The following is a 17,374-nucleotide window of genomic DNA, read 5'->3' as shown; positions in this document are numbered from 1 at the left end:
GGGGTGGAAGGTGGTATCTATTTACCACCCTTCCCCCGCGCTTCCTCCTAGGCTGATTCCTTCAGCCCTATTCAAGGAAGACGCCATGCCTGATACCAATCCGCTGCTGCAGCACTGGGACCTGCCGCCCTGGACGGACATCCGTGCCGAACATCTGGTGCCTGCCATCGACACCCTTATTGCCGACAACCGCCAGGCCATTGCGAGGATTATCACGAGCCAATCCGCGATCCCGAACTGGGACGATCTGGTGCTGGCCGTTGATGAAACCGATGCGCGTCTGGATGAGATCATGGGCGTCATCGAAACCCTTTCAATGGTGAAACGCGAGGGCAAGGCTTGGGACCTGGCCAGCGGGACTTGCAGCGATGCCGCCGCGCAGTACACATCTGAAAAGATGGGTAATCACGCATTGTTTCGGGCTTATCAGCGGCTGGCGCAGAGTCCGGCCGCGGTGAATTACGATGAGCCGCGCAAAGCAGTTTTGAACAAAATTCTGCGCAGGTTTCGCTTGTCCGGCATCGACTTGCCCAGCGAACAACAGCAGAAGCTGGTCCGGCTGAACACCAACATCGGTCTGCTGCAAAACCTGTTTCTGAGCAACCTGGAAAGCGCCAGCGCCGCCTGGAGCAAGCGCATCGACGACATCACGCAATTGAGCGGTTTGTCCGCGGCGACACTGGAGCGACTGGCGCTCAACGCGAAACAGGCAGGGCATGAAGGCTGGCTGATGCGTCTGGACCAGGACACCTACACTCGCGTCATGGCCTATGCCGAAGACCGATCGCTACGCGAGGAATACTTTGTCGCCTATTCCACCCGGGCTTCCGATCAAGGCCCCCACGCCGGGCAATTCGATAATGGTCCGGTGCTGGAGGTGCTGTTGTCACTGCGTCACCAAAAGGCCAGGTTGCTGAGGTACGAGAACTTCGCGCAACTCAGCCTTGTAACGGAAATGGCCGATTCCACCGAGCAGGTAACCGGTTTCCTGCGGCGGCAAATCATGCAGGCAACGCCGGGCTTCGAGAGGGATGCACAGGCACTCAAGGCGTTTGCTCTGGAGCGCGGCATGACTGAGGTCCACCCTTGGGACCACGAGTTTCTCGCCGAACAATTACGCCAGCAACGTCTGGGCGGGGCGCTGAAAAACCTGCGAACGTACTTCCCGCTGGACGGGACATTGCAGCGGCTCTGCCTGTTCAGCGAACGCATGTTTGGCATCCAGATCGTCGAGCAGTCGGTATTCAGCCGCTGGCATGACAGCGTGCGCTTGTTAGAAATCAGCGAGCATGGCCAGGTCGTCGGGCACATTTACCTCGACCCTTTTCATCGGGATGAAGCGCCGGACTTTGCCTGGACCTCTACGCCACGCAATCGGCGGTTGGACGCCGAAGGTCGACTGACGCTGCCGATCGCTGTGCTTCATGGCAACTTCACACCCGGGAATGCCGAGCGGCCTTGCCTTCTCGCCCACCAGGATCTGCGCGTTTTGTTCCATGAGTTCGGCCATTGCTTGCAGCACATTCTTACCCGCTCGCCTCACCATCGGCTGTCGGGTATCACCCAGCTGGGACACGATACGGCAGAGTTCACGGGGCAATTGTTCGAGCTTTGGTGCCTGTCAGGGGAGTTTCTGCTGTGGCTGGCCGCTCATTACCAGACCGGCGAGCGCCTGAGCGAAGCGCGAGTCGACGCAGCGCTGACCGCCATTCACTCCCAGACCACTCGGCAAACTGCCGAGCTGTTAATGACCTCATTGTTCGACTTCGAATTGCACCGCAGCCAAGGAGATGGCCGCAGCGTTGAGCAAATCTTCGACGACGTGCTGCGCGAGATTCCCCACCTGCAACTGCCGCCCTACTGTCGATTCGCCAACAGCTTCGATTACATGGTGACCGGATACGCGGCGTCGGTTTACGCCTATAAATGGTCGGGTGTACTGGCGACCGAGGCGTTCAAACGGTTTCAACACGAATGGGTGTTCAACCCGCAAACAGGCAGGGCCTTTCGCGAAGCCTTTTTTTCACCGGGCGATTCGCGCTCGTTGCTGGTCGCCCTGGAAGAATTCCTCGGACAGCCGCTCGCCGAAGGTTTTTTCGCAACGCCACCCAGCAGTGGCTGCCGCTGAACTGATGCTTATTCGACGTGGGCAGATTTAAACCAACTCTTCATCGAGCAAGCCGCAAACGGGCTGGTGCTGCAATCACCGTTGGCTAGCGCGGTTCGAAGCTTGTCGGCATCGGCCTGCATCATGTAACGCACGCCATCCTTGAAATGGACACTGTCACCAAAGCCGCCCTGGGTCATTTCGTTCAGGGCGTCTTCCTTGCTCCAGCCTTGCACCACCACCCGATACATCGCCGCCATCAGGCCGGTGCGGTCCGAACCGTGTTTGCAGTGCATGAGCACCGGACCATTGGATTCGGCGGTCTGGATGGCACGAAGGGCCTTGAGCACTTGCGCATCATCGACGTGATTGGTGCGATAGGGCAGCTGCACCTGGGTAATACCCGGCGTGGACAACCAGCCTGAATCCGACTCGGGCAGAAAAGTGATCACGGTGGCGACGTTGAGTTTCTTCAACAACGGTACGGCTCCGCTGTCGGGCAAGGCGCTGCGGTAAAGCGTCGGGGACATCTGATAGAGGTTGTATTGCACCTCGACCGATTGGGCCCATTCCACCGGGCGCGGCAGGTCGGCGTCATCTGCGCGGGCCAGAGTCAGATTGAGCAATGCGATGATCGAAACACACATCACAGGGAAAAGACGCGATAGGGACATGCTCAAGGGTGACCGTCTGGGAGTTGAGGAGAGGCCATTAGATTGAACCTTCAGCGGTCAAAGGCCTGTGAGGCCGCTGTCAAAGAATCGTGAATCCGACTCTCTCTAGAGATGGAGATGCAGATGCCGAACGGCACTGGTCGCCATGCCCGATCTCGAATACTGTATGCACATACAGCAAAGAGTATTGAGCCATGAGCACGCCCTTGCCCCCTCGCGGCCGCGGCACCGCAACCAACCCGCACAACCGCTTCGCACCAAATCGCTCGGTGGCCGAGGATGATGGCTGGTATCAGGAAGCGCCGGTCACCCAAGGCACGGAAGTGCGCATCGAAACGGCGAAAACCATCATCACCCGCAACAATTCCCCGGACTTGCCTTTTGATCGTTCGATCAATCCCTATCGAGGCTGCGAGCACGGTTGTATTTACTGCTATGCGCGCCCCAGCCACGCCTACTGGGACATGTCTCCCGGGCTCGATTTCGAAACCAAACTGATCGCCAAGACCAACGCCGCCGATGTGCTGGAAGAACAGCTGTCCAAACGCGGCTATCAATGCGCGCCAATCAATCTGGGTTCCAACACCGACCCCTATCAGCCGATCGAACGTGAACACAAAATCACCCGCAAGACGCTTGAAGTGCTGCTGCGTTACCGGCATCCGGTCACGATCATCACCAAGGGCTCGCTGATTCTGCGGGATCTGGACCTGCTGGCCGAACTTGCCGAGCAAAGGCTGGTGGCGGTGATGATCAGCCTCACCACCCTCGACGATGAACTCAAACGCATTCTCGAACCGCGCGCGGCTGCGCCCAAGGCTCGGCTGCGGGCCATTCGAGTGATGCGCGAAGCCAGGATCCCGGTGGGCGTGCTGTGTTCACCGATGATTCCGATGATCAACGACAGCGAACTCGAAAGCCTGCTAACCGAGGCGCATGCCGCCGGCGCCCAGAGTGCGGCCTACATGATGTTGCGCCTGCCGCTGGAAGTGGCGCCGTTGTTCGAAGAATGGCTGGCCGCCCACTATCCTCAGCGTGCCGCTCATGTGTTGAGCCTGATCCGCCAGAGCCGTGGCGGGGAGCTCTACGACAGTCGGTTTGGCGCACGGATGCGCGGTGAAGGGCCGTTTGCCGATCTGTTGGCGCAACGTTTTGCCAAAACCATCAAACGTTTAGGGCTCAATCGTCGGGAAGGATTCGACCTGGACTGCGATGCCTTCTGTCCGCCGGGTCGCCAGATGTCATTGATTTGAGGACAATTAGCCTATTGTTGAGGTGTGGGAAAAGCGCTTGGCCATTAGGCTGGTCACGTTTTCTGTGACCTGGAACACACGTCCTAGAGCGCTTGATTCAGTTTGAGTTAAGTTTCGGCAGATACCTTGTTCGTCGAGTGACTGACGGGTCGAGATGTTCGACCTGAATGTTTTTTAAACAGCCACTGGCTTCACACCGGACAAAACGGGACAATTCCCTGACTCCGCCAAAGAGGATGAATCATGAGTGACAAGGATAAACAGCCGTTGGCTGCGTCGGTTCCAGCCCAACCCGAGGCGGAATCCGCCGATGCAGCGTTGAAGCATATTGTTGACGGCTTTTTGCATTTTCATCATGAGATCTTTCCGCAGCAGGAAGAACTCTTCAAAAAACTCGCTACGGCTCAACAGCCACGGGCGATGTTCATTACCTGCGCCGACTCGCGCATCGTCCCCGAACTGATTACCCACAGTTCACCGGGGGATCTGTTCGTGACCCGCAACGTTGGCAACGTCGTACCGCCTTACGGCCAAATGAACGGTGGCGTTTCCACGGCCATCGAGTACGCGGTCCTGGCGCTTGGCGTGCAGCACATCATCATCTGCGGCCACTCCGATTGCGGCGCGATGCGCGCGGTGCTCAACCCCGACAGCCTGGAAAAGATGCCCACGGTCAAAGCCTGGCTGCGACATGCGGAAGTCGCGAAAACCATGGTGCACGACAACTGCAACTGCACCGACGAAAACGAGACGATGCATATCCTCACCGAGGAAAATGTCATCGCCCAATTGCAGCACTTGCGTACTCACCCCTCTGTAGCCTCGCGCATGGCGAACGGTCATCTCTTCATCCATGGCTGGGTCTACGACATCGAAACCAGCGCAATCAAGGCTTATGACGCGGACCAGGGCGGTTTCCTGCCGCTCGATGGCAGCCATCCGATTCCGGTGGCGACGCCCAAAGCGCGCTTCTAAATCTTCCTAAAAATCTGTGTGGTTTGACCCCGGCCGCTGTTTCAGCGGTCCGGCCTTGCCATGCCTGAAGAAAACTTCGGGAGAATTGCCATGCGTGCTGCGCAACTCAAAGCTGTTCTGCCACGGGAGCTGCTCGCTTCAGTGGTTGTGTTTCTGGTCGCCCTGCCCTTGTGCATGGGCATCGCCATTGCCTCGGGCCTGCCGCCGGCCAAGGGTTTGATAACCGGGATCATCGGTGGCCTGGTGGTGGGCTGGCTTGCCGGTTCACCACTGCAAGTCAGTGGTCCGGCAGCGGGTCTGGCGGTTCTGGTGTTTGAACTGGTGCGCCAGCATGGCATTGCCATGCTCGGGCCCATATTGCTGCTGGCGGGTTTTCTGCAACTGGTGGCCGGGCGCTTGAAGCTGGGCTGCTGGTTTCGGGTCACGGCGCCTGCGGTGGTGTACGGCATGCTCGCCGGGATTGGCGTGTTGATCGTGCTCTCACAGGTGCATGTGATGCTCGACGCCGTGCCCAAGCCCTCGGGGCTGGATAACCTGGCAGCCTTCCCGGCCGCCGTCATCCAGGCCTTGCCCTCCCTTGGCTGGCAAGCCGGGTTGCTTGGGTTGTCGACGATTGCAGTGATGTGGCTGTGGGAGAAATTCCGCCCTCATTCCCTGCGTTTCATTCCCGGCGCACTCCTTGGCGTAGGTCTGGCGACAGTCGCCAGCCTGATGCTCGCCTTGCAGGTCAAACGCGTGGAGGTCCCGGCCAACCTGGCGGAGGCCATCGACTGGCTGAAGCCTGCCGACTTGCTCAATCTCGCCGACCCGACCTTGCTGATCGCCGCTTTCGCCGTGGCCTTCATCGCCAGCGCCGAGACCTTGCTCTCCGCAGCGGCAGTGGACCGCATGCACAGCGGCCAGCGCTCCGACTTCGATCGGGAATTGTCGGCACAGGGTGTCGGCAACATGCTCTGCGGTCTGCTCGGCGCGCTGCCCATGACCGGTGTGATCGTGCGCAGCTCGGCCAACGTCCAGGCTGGCGCCACCACGCGAATGTCGGCGATTTTCCACGGTCTGTGGTTGCTGGCTTTCGTGTTGTTGCTGTCCAGCGTGCTGCAAAGCATTCCGGTGGCGAGCCTGGCGGGTGTTCTGGTGTACACCGGTTTCAAACTGGTCGACCTCAAGGCTTTTCGTGGCCTGGGCCGTTATGGCCGGATGCCGATGTTCACTTACGCGGCGACTGCCCTGGCAATCATCTTCACCGACCTGCTGACCGGCGTGCTGATCGGCTTCGGGCTGACCCTGGCCAAACTGGCCTGGAAGGCTTCACGGCTGAAAATCAGCCTGATCGACCTCCCGGCGGAGGGTGAGATGGAGTTGCGACTGACGGGGGCAGCGACCTTTCTCAAGGTACCGGCGTTAACCCAGGTGTTGGGGACCATTCCCGCAGGCGCGACGGTGCATGTGCCGCTCAATAACCTGAGCTACATCGATCATTCGTGTCTGGAATTGCTTGAGGAATGGGGCCGGGCCAATGCGGCCAAGGGGTCGAAGCTGTTGATTGAAGCGCGGGGGTTGAAGCGCAGATTGGAAGGCCGTTTACGAACCACAGTCGGAGTCGGTTCCACCGCGTAGATAACACTCCCTGTAGGAGCGAGGCTTGCCCGCGAAGGCGTCCTCAAGTACGCCAAAAGCTTCGCGGGCAAGCCTCGCTCCTACAGGGGATGTTGCGTCAGGCGGCGGGCTGATCCAGCTCCAGGCCCACGCCTAACCGGCGAGACATGCAAGGCCAGCGTTTCCACGCAGCCCCCGTGTCCGGGCTGCTGAGCTTTCCACGGTAGATTTCCACCGACTCCAGCGCAAAGCTTTCATCGTCGAGCATGTTGTCCACCGCGTGGTGCACCACTTCATCCAGTTGGTTGGCGAACTCCTCACCGATGAGCTGGTGAGCAATCAGGTTGGCGACAGTCATGTCCAAGGGGATCAGTGGCTGGCCAAAGTGCTTGATGTACAGGTCATTGACCTCTTCGACAAACCGATGCGCCAGATAGGCTTCGTCCAGCAGGCTGTCGAGCCCGATGTGCCCCGCCATGATCATCGGCGGCTGGAGGAAGTACTGTTCGGCAATTTTCAGTACCGGTTTGATCTGTGACTCGATACCCGCTTCCCTGGCGACTTCATTGGCTGCATCCAGCAGATCAGGAACTTCTTCGATGTAGGCGGCGACAAAACGCGTCAGCACGCCATTGGCATCAGCCTCCGGCAATTGGATCGACGGGTGCAGATGAGGCAGTTTGCTTTCCAGCTGACGAGTCAGCAGGCCGGTATCGGCCTCGTGTTGTTGGGCTTTTTGGATCTGCTCGCGCAATGCGGCGGTGTTCATGAAAACTCCAGGAAACAAAGGCAATGAAATAGGGAAGACATAACTTAGCTGGCTTATGAAAAATGCTAAGACGCATTTGTCATAATTGTTTCATCCTTGAGACGCCTCCGTTATATCGATTTGCCACCACTCGTCTGCATCCTTCTCCATTCGTGACCTTGAACGCAAGTCCCAGCTGTTTCAGATCATTTACGCCATCACATTGCGAGGTAGCACTCCCTGTCTATACTCGGGTGGGAATGGAGTTAGCTGATGACGCCCGACTGCACATGCAGCAAGGCTCGGCGATTCAAGTTCGTAGTCTGAAAAAGCCGCTCCCTTGCCGCAGGTGAAAGCCGGCGGGATAACAAGAACGATAAGGGGAACCCGCAATGATGCGACATCCACACGTCTGGATGGGCCTCCTGTTGTGGTCGATTTTCAGTCAGGCGCAAGCCGCCTGGACTGTGAATATGGCGCCGGGAGCGACTGAAATCAGTCACGCAGTATTTGACCTGCACATGACCATTTTCTGGATCTGTGTAGTGATCGGCATCATCGTCTTCGGCGCCATGTTCTGGTCGATGATGGTCCACCGCCGCTCCACAGGGCAGGTGGCCGCAAAATTTCATGAAAGCACCACCGTTGAAATACTCTGGACCATCGTGCCCTTCCTGATCCTGGTGGCCATGGCGGTTCCTGCGACGGCAACCCTGATCAAGATGTACGACGCCAGTGAGCCGGATATCGATATCCAGGTCACCGGCTATCAGTGGAAGTGGCACTACAAATACCTGGGCCAGGACGTCGAGTTCTTCAGCAACCTGACGACCCCCGCCGACCAGATCCACAACAAGGAAGCCAAAAGCGAGCATTACTTGCTCGAGGTCGACAAGCCGCTGGTGCTGCCGATTGGCGCCAAGGTGCGCTTCCTCGTGACTTCCGCCGACGTTATCCACTCCTGGTGGGTGCCAGCTTTCGCGGTCAAGCGCGATGCGATTCCGGGGTTCGTCAACGAAGCCTGGACCCGCGTCGACAAGCCCGGCATCTACCGAGGTCAGTGCGCCGAACTGTGTGGCAAGGACCATGGCTTCATGCCGATCGTGGTTGAGGTCAAGGAAAAGGCCGACTACGAAAAATGGCTGGGCGAGCGCAAGGCCGAAGCCCTGCAGCTTAAAGAGCTGACCAGCAAGGAATGGACCCTCGACGAGCTCAAGGAGCGCGGCGACAAGGTCTACCACACCACCTGCGTCGCTTGTCACCAGGCCGAAGGTCAGGGCTTGCCGCCGATGTTCCCGGCGCTCAAAGGCTCGAAAATCGCCACCGGACCGATCAAGGAACACTTGAACATTGTCTTCCACGGCAAGCCAGGCACCTCAATGGCGGCGTTCGGCAAGCAGCTCTCGGAAGTCGATATCGCAGCGGTCGTGACCTACGAACGTAACGCCTGGGGCAACAACAAAGGCGACATGGTCACTCCTAAAGAAGTGCTGGAGCTGAAACAGGCGGAAAGCAAATGACCCGGTCTATTGCGCAACCAAGGAACCGGTCGGGGCAGCGCGCCCCGGCCTGCCCAGCCCATCTGTTTGCAGGAGACACGCCATGAGCGCCGTCATCGATGACCATGGTCATGCCGATCACGCCCACGGTCCCGCCAAAGGCCTGATGCGTTGGGTGCTGACCACCAACCACAAGGACATCGGCACGTTGTACCTGTGGTTTGCGTTCTCCATGTTCCTGTTGGGTGGCTCGTTCGCGATGGTGATTCGCGCCGAGCTGTTCCAGCCGGGACTGCAAATCGTCCAGCCGGAATTTTTCAACCAGATGACCACCATGCACGGCCTGGTCATGGTCTTCGGTGCGGTGATGCCGGCCTTCGTCGGCCTCGCCAACTGGATGATCCCGTTGATGATCGGCGCGCCGGACATGGCCTTGCCACGGATGAACAACTTCAGCTTCTGGCTGTTGCCGGCGGCGTTCATCCTGCTGGTGTCGACCCTGTTCACCCCTGGTGGTGGACCGAACTTCGGCTGGACGTTCTACGCTCCGCTGTCGACGACCTACGCACCGGAAAGCGTGACGTTCTTCATTTTCGCCATTCACTTGATGGGGATCAGCTCGATCATGGGCGCGATCAACGTGATCGCGACCATTCTCAACCTGCGCGCCCCCGGCATGACGTTGATGAAAATGCCGCTGTTCGTCTGGACCTGGCTGATCACCGCATTCCTGCTGATTGCGGTGATGCCGGTGCTGGCAGGGTGCGTGACGATGATGCTGATGGACATCCACTTCGGCACCAGCTTCTTCAGTGCCGCGGGTGGTGGTGATCCGGTGTTGTTCCAGCACGTGTTCTGGTTCTTCGGTCACCCCGAGGTGTACATCATGATCCTGCCGGCCTTCGGTGCCGTCAGCTCGATCATTCCGACCTTCTCGCGCAAGCCGCTGTTCGGCTACACCTCGATGGTTTATGCGACGGCAAGCATTGCGTTCCTGTCGTTCATCGTCTGGGCGCACCACATGTTCGTGGTCGGCATCCCGCTGGTGGGCGAGTTGTTCTTCATGTACGCCACGCTGCTGATCGCGGTACCCACCGGGGTCAAGGTGTTCAACTGGGCCAGCACCATGTGGCAGGGCTCGCTGACTTTCGAGACGCCGATGCTGTTCGCGGTGGCGTTCGTGATTCTGTTCTCCATCGGTGGCTTCTCCGGACTGATGCTTGCCATCGCCCCGGCGGACTTCCAGTACCAGGACACGTATTTCGTGGTCGCGCATTTCCACTACGTGCTGGTGCCGGGGGCGATCTTCGGGATCTTCGCTTCGGCCTATTACTGGCTGCCGAAATGGACCGGCCACATGTACGACGAAACCCTCGGCAAGCTGCACTTCTGGCTCTCGTTCATCGGCATGAACATGGCCTTCTTCCCGATGCATTTCGTGGGGCTGGCGGGCATGCCGCGGCGGATTCCGGACTACAACCTGCAATTCGCCGACTTCAACATGGTGTCGTCGATCGGCGCGTTCATGTTCGGCGCCACGCAGATCTTCTTCCTGTTCATCGTGATCAAGACCATCCGCGGCGGCGAGCCGGCACCGGCCAAACCGTGGGATGGAGCGGAAGGCCTTGAATGGAGCATTCCGTCACCGGCGCCATATCACACCTTCACCACACCGCCGGAAGTGAAATGAACACTTCAATCGGCGAAGCCCTTGTGGCGAGGGGATTTATCCCCGTTCGGCTGCGAAGCAGTCGTGAAACCCGCCCACACGCTATGCCTGGTACACCTCGATTGCAGGTTTTGGGGCCGCTTCGCAGCCCGACGGGGATAAATCCCCTCGCCACAGGTTTGTGGGCACCACAATTTGGTGTGGAGGGTTCGCACCATGGCTGATTCGATTTCGATGAAGAAGCTGGTCACCCGCCTGCTGTTGGTGGTGGTGGCGATGTTTGTCTTCGGGTTTGCCCTGGTGCCGATCTACGACGTGATGTGCAAGGCGTTCGGCATCAATGGCAAGACCGGCGGGCAGTACGATGGCGAACAAACGGTCGACACTTCGCGCCAGGTGCGCGTGCAATTTCTGTCGACCAATGCCGCCGACATGTCCTGGGATTTCTATCCAAAAAGTGACGAACTGACGGCCAACCCGGGGGCGGTGAACGAGATGATTTTCATCGCGCATAACCCGACCGATCGCCCGATGAGCGCCCAGGCGGTGCCGAGCATCGCGCCGAGCAATGCCGCGGCGTATTTCCACAAGACCGAATGTTTCTGCTTTACCCAGCAAGTGCTGCAGCCCGGTCAACGGATCGAGATGCCGGTACGTTTCATCGTTGATCGCGACATGCCCAAGGAAGTGAAGCACCTGACGCTGTCCTACACGCTGTTCGATATCACCGCCCGACATCCACCGGTGGCTGTAAACACTGGCGGCTGAGCGTGCCCGATAAGGAGAACAATAAATGGCAACTCATGAACACTATTACGTACCGGCCCAAAGCAAATGGCCGATCATCGCCACCGTCGGTATGTTCGTCACGGTGTTGGGCCTGGCCACCTGGTTCAACGACCTGAAGGCTGCGCGGCCGGAATCCCACGGCCCGCTGATCTTTTTCGTCGGTAGCCTGCTGCTGGCGTACATGCTGTTCGGCTGGTTCGGAACGGTGATCAAGGAAAGTCGCCAAGGGTTGTACAGCGCGCAGATGGATCGCTCGTTTCGCTGGGGCATGAGCTGGTTCATCTTCTCGGAGGTGATGTTCTTCATCGCATTCTTCGGCGCCCTGTTTTATGTGCGTCACGTGTCCGGTCCGGCGCTCGGCGGTGAAGGCGCGAAAGGCCTGGCTCACATGCTTTGGCCGAACTTTGAATTTGTCTGGCCGTTGCTGAACAACCCTGACTCGAAACTGTTCCCGCCGCCCAAGGACGTGATCAGTCCGTGGGGCCTGCCGCTGCTCAATACCGTGCTGCTGGTCAGTTCCAGCGTCACCGTGACCATTGCCCACCACGCTTTGAAAAAGGGCCATCGCGGCGCGCTGAAAATCTGGCTGGCGCTGACCGTATTGCTCGGTTGCGCATTTCTTGGTTTCCAGGCCGAAGAATACATCCACGCCTATCAAGAACTGGGCCTGACCCTGGGTTCCGGCATCTACGGCGCAACGTTCTTCATGCTCACCGGATTCCACGGCGCCCACGTGACCATCGGCACCATCATTCTGTTTGTGATGCTGATGCGGATCATGCGCGGGCACTTCGATAACGAGCACCAGTTCGGGTTTGAAGCGGCGAGTTGGTATTGGCACTTCGTGGACGTGGTGTGGATCGGGTTGTTCGTTTTCGTCTACGTGCTTTAAGAGCAGCTTCAAGCTTCAAGCTTGTAGCTTGTAGCTACCACGGAACGTGGGACACCAACTGGCCGCTGAAAAAACCCCAGGCGATCAAGCCGACGGTGATGGCGGCCAGCGCAACACGAACACTCAAGGCAATGACGAGGCGGTTCGAGCTGCTGTCGTCCTTGACCAGAAAAAACAGGCCGCTGAACAGGCTGACAACCGTGGCAATCAGCATCAGGACGATGGCTGCTTTGAGCATGGTGAGACTCCGGGGGAAAGGCGATGCACTTGAGTATAGCTATCGCGATTACTGACTTTCTGGCGACGCCATGAAGCGCTTTCGGCCGGGCATCGTGCCGACCCTGGTGGTCGCGTTGTTGCTGCCCATGCTGGTGTCACTCGGGTTCTGGCAATTGAGCCGGGGCGCGGAAAAAAGCGCGCTGCTGCAAAGCTATGCCGAGCGCCGGGCGGCGGAACCGATGGCCAGCACCGAGCTGCTACACACTGAGGATCCAGCCTTTCGCCGGGTCCGACTGCACGGCCAGTTCGATGCCGCACACAGCCTGTTGCTGGATAACCGCCAACGTGGCGGCAGGGTTGGCGTCGAACTGCTGCAACCGTTTCAGGACCAGGCGACCGGTCTCTGGCTGCTGGTCAATCGCGGCTGGCTGCCGTGGCCGGACCGACGCACCCCGCCGCAGTTCACTACCCCGGCTCAGGCCATGAGTCTCGATGCCTGGGTCTATGTCTCCCCCGGCGCCACCTTCCAATTGCACGCTGACCCGAACACCACCACGTGGCCACAACTGATTACCGCGGTCGAGCCGGCCAGGCTCTGGACGGCGCTGGATCGCGAAGGTTTTGCCTACGAATTACGCGCAGAAACCGGCCCCGCGTCCTATCAGGCCGATTGGCCGGTGGTGGCCATGGGGCCGGAAAAACACATCGCTTATGCCGTGCAGTGGTTCGCCATGTCGATCGCCCTGTTCGGCCTTTATCTCTATCTCGGCTGGCACAACGCAAAGGAGAAACACCATGGGAGCGGCCATGAATCCACCCAGCATGTCTGAGGCGAAAACGCCGGCGAGTCGGCGCAAGGGCCGCTTGCAGTTGCTGCTGATCCTGCTTGGAGTGATCGGTCCGATGATCCTCGCCACCGGCATGTACAAATTGCAGTTCTGGGTGCCGGAGGGCCGCAGTTATCACGGCGAGCTGATCGGCAACGGCCAGACCCGCGCCGACCTTGGCGTGCAGGCGCAAGAGGAGCGTTGGCAATTGCTGGTCACGGCGCCCAAGGAATGTTCGGTGGACTGCCAGCAGCTGGTTTATCTGGCGCGGCAGATCCAGATCGGTCTCGGCCGCGATGCCGGGCGTGCCAGTCACGCCCTGGCCGCGGCGCAACCGCTGACGGCCGATTACGACGCCAAGCTGACCCGCGAATACCCGCAACTGCAACGTTACCCAATGGACCTGACCACCTTCAGCAAGACCACCGGCGACAAAGCCGTGCCCCAGCTGTGGATCATCGACCCCCACGGCAATCTGGTGCTGCGCTACGACCCGACGGTGAAGGGTAAGGACCTGCTCAACGACCTGCGACATCTGCTGAAACTGTCGAACATCGGATAAGGGCATCGTCATGGCCAAACCTGGATTTCGCCTCGCGCTGTTTGCCACCTTGCTGGCACTGATTGTGGTGTTGCTCGGTGCATACACCCGCCTGACCCATGCCGGCCTCGGTTGCCCGGACTGGCCGGGTTGCTACGGCTTTATCAGCGTGCCGAAAAGCGAAGCCCAGTTGGCCCATGCCGAATTGCACTTTCCCGATGCGCCCGTCGAAGCCCACAAAGGCTGGAACGAAATGGTCCACCGCTACTTCGCCGGCACGCTGGGGTTGTTGATTTCGGTGCTGGCCGGTCGCGCCTGGGTGCATCGTCGTCATCCGGGCCAACCGGTGAAGTTGCCGTTGTTTCTGCTGGCGGTGGTGATCGCCCAAGCGGCGTTCGGCATGTGGACGGTGACGCTCAAGCTCTGGCCGCAAGTGGTGACCGGGCATCTGCTCGGCGGTTTTGCGACCTTGAGCCTGCTGTTTTTGCTGACCTTGCGCCTGTCCGGCGTACTGCCGGCGCTGACCGTGCCACGGCGCTTGCAGCACTGGGCGACGGCCGGGTTGCTGCTGGTGATCCTGCAAGTCGCCCTCGGTGGCTGGGTCAGTTCCAACTACGCGGCGGTGGCCTGCATCGACTTCCCGACCTGCCACGGGGAATGGCTGCCACCGGCTGATTTCGCCAATGGTTTTCACTTGACCCAACACATCGGCCCCAATTACCTCGGCGGGCAACTGGACAGCGATGCCCGTACGGCGATTCATCTGACTCACCGAATCGGCGCGTTGCTGGTGACGCTCGTGTTGCTGGGCCTGGCCTGGCAACTGAAAGTGGTCGGCATGACGCGCCTGGCAGGGCTGGTGCTGATCGCCCTCGCGGCACAGATCACGCTGGGCGTCAGCAACGTTCTCTTTCACTTGCCGCTGCCCGTCGCCGTCGCGCATAACGCGGGCGGCGCAGCCCTGTTGCTGACGATGGTGCTGGTCAATTATCACGCGCGGACCAGCCTGGTTCGGGTCAAACAGCAAAACCCTGCGCGCTGGCGTTTCAGCCCGCGTAAACACTCAGCCGGGCCCATAACAATAAAAGGAGAGATGCCATGGCGACTCTGATCGGCGAACGTCACAGCCAGGCGATCTGGCGTGACTACCTGGAGCTGACCAAGCCGAAAGTGGTGGTGCTAATGCTCATCACCTCGCTGGTCGGCATGTTTCTCGCGACCCGCGCCGGGGTGCCGTGGACGGTGTTGGTGTTCGGCAATCTGGGAATTGCCTTGTGTGCGGGCGGTGCGGCGGCGGTGAACCATGTGGTGGACCGGCGTATCGATGCGGTCATGGCCAGAACTCACAAACGTCCCTTGGCCGAAGGTCGGGTGTCACCGGCAGCGGCGCTGACGTTTGCCCTGGTATTGGCGGTGCTTGGGCAAGCCGTACTGCTGGCCTTCACCAACGCGCTGACGGCCTGGCTGACCCTCGCGTCCTTGCTCGGCTATGCGGTGGTCTACACCGGCTTCCTGAAACGCGCGACGCCGCAGAACATTGTCATCGGTGGCCTGGCCGGTGCTGCTCCGCCGTTGCTCGGCTGGACCGCTGCAACCGGTCATATCAGCGCCGAACCCTTGCTGCTGGTGCTGATTATCTTCGCCTGGACCCCGCCACACTTCTGGGCCCTGGCCATTCACCGCAAAGAGGAATACGCCAAGGCCGATATCCCGATGCTGCCGGTGACCCATGGCGAGCACTACACCAAGGTCCACATCCTGCTTTATACCTTCGCGCTGCTGGCGGTCAGCCTGATGCCGTACGTGATCCACATGAGCGGCATGCTCTACCTGATTTGCGCGCTGGGACTGGGCGCAAGGTTTCTGCAATGGGCCGTGGTGCTGTACCGTGGCACTCGACCGCACGCGGCGATCAACACCTTCAAGTACTCTATCTACTACTTGTTCCTGCTGTTTATCGCGCTGCTCGTAGACCACTACTTACTGTTGAACCTATGACTCGAACTCAGAAAACCGTCTTTATACTCGTCGCCCTGATCGCGCTGGTTCTGGGCCTGACCATCAATAAAGTGCTGTCCGGCAAAGGCCAGGGCGATCCGACGGCCCTGATCGACGCCGGGATCATTTTGCTGCCGCAAAGCCGCAACTTGCCGAACGTGACGATGACCGATCAGGACGGCAAGCCAGTCGCGGTCAACGAGCTGAAAGACAAATGGTCGCTGCTGTTCTTCGGCTACACCTTCTGCCCGGACATCTGCCCGACCACCCTCGCCCAACTGCGCCAGATCAAAAGCGAACTGCCGCCAGAGGCTGTGGCCAAGTTGCAGATCATCCTGGTCAGCGTCGACCCGAATCGCGACACGCCCAAGCAGCTCAAGCAGTACCTGGGTTACTTCGATCCGCAGTTTCAGGGCCTTACGGCTTCGTCGGTGGAAGACATCCAGAAACTGGCCAACGCGGTGAGCATTCCGTTCATTCCGGCGGACACCAGCAAGCCGAATTACACCGTCGATCACAGCGGCAACCTGGCGGTCATCGGGCCGGACGGGACACAGCGTGGTTTCATTCGCGCACCGTTGAACAACGCCAAGTTGGTGGCGCAGTTGCCGGTGATGCTTACCCGCAAGTAAGAAACACGCCCCCTGTAGGAGCCAGGCTTGCCGGCGAAGGCGCCCGTAAGACCGCCTTCGCCGGCAAGCCTGGCTCCTACAGGTCGGTGTTACAGGCATAAAAAATGGGGCGCATTCAATGCGCCCCATTTTTCGTTACAGCGTTAAATCAAAACGCCGGCAATACCGCGCCTTTGTACTTCTCGAGGATGAAGGCTTTCACTTCCGGGCTGTGCAGCGCAGCAACCAGTTTCTTCATGTCTTCGCTGTCCTTGTCGTCCGGACGGGCAACGAGGATGTTCACGTAAGGCGAGTCGTTACCTTCGATGACCAGCGCGTCCTTGGACGGATCAAGCTTGGCTTCCAGCGCGTAGTTGGTGTTGATCAGCGCCAGGTCGACCTGGGTCAGCACGCGCGGGATGGTCGCGGCTTCCAGTTCACGGAACTTCAGGTCCTTGGAGTTCTCGGTGATGTCCTTCACGGTCGCCAGGATGTTGTTCGAATCCTTCAACTTGATCAGGCCAGCCTTGGCCAGCAGCAACAGCGCACGGCCGCCGTTGGTGGCGTCGTTCGGGATCACCACGTTGGCGCCGCCTGGCAGCTCGGTCAGCGCTTTGTACTTGCTGGAGTAAGCGCCCAGCGGTTCCAGATGCACGCCGGCAACGGCAACCAGATTAGTGCTCTTGGCCTTGTTGAATTCATCGAGGTACGGCTGGTGCTGGAAGAAGTTGGCGTCCAGACGTTTTTCGGCGACTTGCACGTTCGGCTGAATGTAGTCGGTGAAGACTTTGACCTTCAGGTCCACGCCTTCTTTGGCCAGGGCCGGTTTAACGAATTCGAGGATTTCGGCGTGCGGAACCGGGGTGGCTGCGACGGTCAGGGTATCCGCGTGAGCGGAAAACGCGGCAACGGTAGCGAACGCGACGAGTAGTTTTTTCATTCAGCTAACTCCATGTGAGGCGCCTGTCTTTGGCGC

At 59.4% G+C, this 17,374-nt stretch carries 17 protein-coding genes; 13 read left to right on the top strand and 4 right to left on the bottom strand.

Annotated features, from left to right (window positions below; genetic code table 11):
- Positions 1–85: 85 nt before the first annotated feature.
- Entirely contained in the window at positions 86–2,128 is a 2,043-nt protein-coding gene (locus ACYZTY_RS29090; protein WP_461956491.1) for a M3 family metallopeptidase, read from the top strand.
- Between the two features lie 8 nt (positions 2,129–2,136).
- Here ACYZTY_RS29090 and ACYZTY_RS29085 read toward each other — a convergent pair whose 3' ends face one another.
- The gene (locus tag ACYZTY_RS29085) at positions 2,137–2,781 is read right to left on the bottom strand and encodes a phosphatase domain-containing protein (RefSeq protein ID WP_461959411.1); all 645 of its coding nucleotides are present in this window, start codon (positions 2,779–2,781) and stop codon (positions 2,137–2,139) included.
- 194 nt (positions 2,782–2,975) lie between these two features.
- Between ACYZTY_RS29085 and ACYZTY_RS29080 the strand changes: the two genes are divergently transcribed.
- From ACYZTY_RS29080 to ACYZTY_RS29070, 3 genes are all read left to right on the top strand, one after another.
- A complete protein-coding gene (locus ACYZTY_RS29080) occupies positions 2,976–4,034 on the top strand; it encodes a PA0069 family radical SAM protein (protein ID WP_461956490.1) in 1,059 nt (352 codons plus the stop codon).
- 243 nt (positions 4,035–4,277) lie between these two features.
- Positions 4,278–5,009, top strand: a complete 732-nt coding sequence (locus tag ACYZTY_RS29075; RefSeq protein WP_461956489.1) for a carbonic anhydrase — start codon at positions 4,278–4,280, stop codon at positions 5,007–5,009.
- Between the two features lie 90 nt (positions 5,010–5,099).
- Complete coding sequence (locus ACYZTY_RS29070; protein WP_461956488.1) at positions 5,100–6,626, top strand: SulP family inorganic anion transporter; 1,527 nt, start codon at positions 5,100–5,102, stop codon at positions 6,624–6,626.
- A 97-nt stretch (positions 6,627–6,723) separates the two neighbouring features.
- On the opposite strand, the gene ACYZTY_RS29065 is transcribed toward ACYZTY_RS29070, so the two are convergent.
- Positions 6,724–7,374: a hypothetical protein gene (locus tag ACYZTY_RS29065; RefSeq protein ID WP_461956487.1), complete on the bottom strand. Its 651-nt coding sequence runs from the start codon at positions 7,372–7,374 to the stop codon at positions 6,724–6,726.
- A gap of 371 nt (positions 7,375–7,745) precedes the next feature.
- Between ACYZTY_RS29065 and coxB the strand changes: the two genes are divergently transcribed.
- From coxB to ACYZTY_RS29045, 4 genes are all read left to right on the top strand, one after another.
- Positions 7,746–8,873 (top strand): cytochrome c oxidase subunit II, encoded by a 1,128-nt coding sequence (gene coxB / locus ACYZTY_RS29060; protein ID WP_461956486.1) that lies wholly within the window; start codon positions 7,746–7,748, stop codon positions 8,871–8,873.
- A gap of 82 nt (positions 8,874–8,955) precedes the next feature.
- Positions 8,956–10,542 (top strand): cytochrome c oxidase subunit I, encoded by a 1,587-nt coding sequence (gene ctaD / locus ACYZTY_RS29055; RefSeq protein WP_461956485.1) that lies wholly within the window; start codon positions 8,956–8,958, stop codon positions 10,540–10,542.
- Between the two features lie 195 nt (positions 10,543–10,737).
- Complete coding sequence (locus tag ACYZTY_RS29050; protein ID WP_461956484.1) at positions 10,738–11,289, top strand: cytochrome c oxidase assembly protein; 552 nt, start codon at positions 10,738–10,740, stop codon at positions 11,287–11,289.
- 25 nt (positions 11,290–11,314) lie between these two features.
- Entirely contained in the window at positions 11,315–12,202 is an 888-nt protein-coding gene (locus ACYZTY_RS29045) for a cytochrome c oxidase subunit 3 (protein ID WP_461956483.1), read from the top strand.
- 34 nt (positions 12,203–12,236) lie between these two features.
- Here the strand turns inward: ACYZTY_RS29045 and ACYZTY_RS29040 are convergent, their stop codons facing one another.
- Positions 12,237–12,440 carry a twin transmembrane helix small protein gene (locus ACYZTY_RS29040; RefSeq protein ID WP_008152470.1) on the bottom strand — a complete coding sequence of 68 codons (204 nt, stop codon included), beginning with the start codon at positions 12,438–12,440 and terminating at the stop codon, positions 12,237–12,239.
- Positions 12,441–12,510: 70 nt separating this feature from the next.
- Between ACYZTY_RS29040 and ACYZTY_RS29035 the strand changes: the two genes are divergently transcribed.
- The 5 genes from ACYZTY_RS29035 to ACYZTY_RS29015 are packed head-to-tail and all read left to right on the top strand — an operon-like array spanning position 12,511 to position 16,419.
- The gene (locus ACYZTY_RS29035; protein ID WP_461956482.1) at positions 12,511–13,251 is read left to right on the top strand and encodes an SURF1 family protein; all 741 of its coding nucleotides are present in this window, start codon (positions 12,511–12,513) and stop codon (positions 13,249–13,251) included.
- On the top strand, positions 13,217–13,810 hold the full coding sequence (locus tag ACYZTY_RS29030) for a hypothetical protein (RefSeq protein ID WP_461956481.1): 594 nt from the start codon (positions 13,217–13,219) through the stop codon (positions 13,808–13,810). Before ACYZTY_RS29035 ends, ACYZTY_RS29030 begins: the two co-directional genes overlap by 35 nt.
- Before the next feature lie 10 nt (positions 13,811–13,820).
- Positions 13,821–14,900 carry a COX15/CtaA family protein gene (locus tag ACYZTY_RS29025; RefSeq protein ID WP_461956480.1) on the top strand — a complete coding sequence of 360 codons (1,080 nt, stop codon included), beginning with the start codon at positions 13,821–13,823 and terminating at the stop codon, positions 14,898–14,900.
- The gene (cyoE, locus tag ACYZTY_RS29020) at positions 14,888–15,787 is read left to right on the top strand and encodes a heme o synthase (RefSeq protein WP_461956479.1); all 900 of its coding nucleotides are present in this window, start codon (positions 14,888–14,890) and stop codon (positions 15,785–15,787) included. Before ACYZTY_RS29025 ends, cyoE begins: the two co-directional genes overlap by 13 nt.
- Complete coding sequence (locus tag ACYZTY_RS29015) at positions 15,784–16,419, top strand: SCO family protein (protein ID WP_461956478.1); 636 nt, start codon at positions 15,784–15,786, stop codon at positions 16,417–16,419. The genes cyoE and ACYZTY_RS29015 overlap by 4 nt, the downstream gene beginning before the upstream one ends.
- A gap of 148 nt (positions 16,420–16,567) precedes the next feature.
- Here ACYZTY_RS29015 and ACYZTY_RS29010 read toward each other — a convergent pair whose 3' ends face one another.
- Positions 16,568–17,338: a MetQ/NlpA family ABC transporter substrate-binding protein gene (locus ACYZTY_RS29010; protein WP_131059103.1), complete on the bottom strand. Its 771-nt coding sequence runs from the start codon at positions 17,336–17,338 to the stop codon at positions 16,568–16,570.
- Positions 17,339–17,374: the final 36 nt, after the last annotated feature.

It is taken from the genome of Pseudomonas sp. LB1P83 (assembly GCF_054897885.1).
This window is presented reverse-complemented; position numbering and strand designations above follow the sequence as displayed.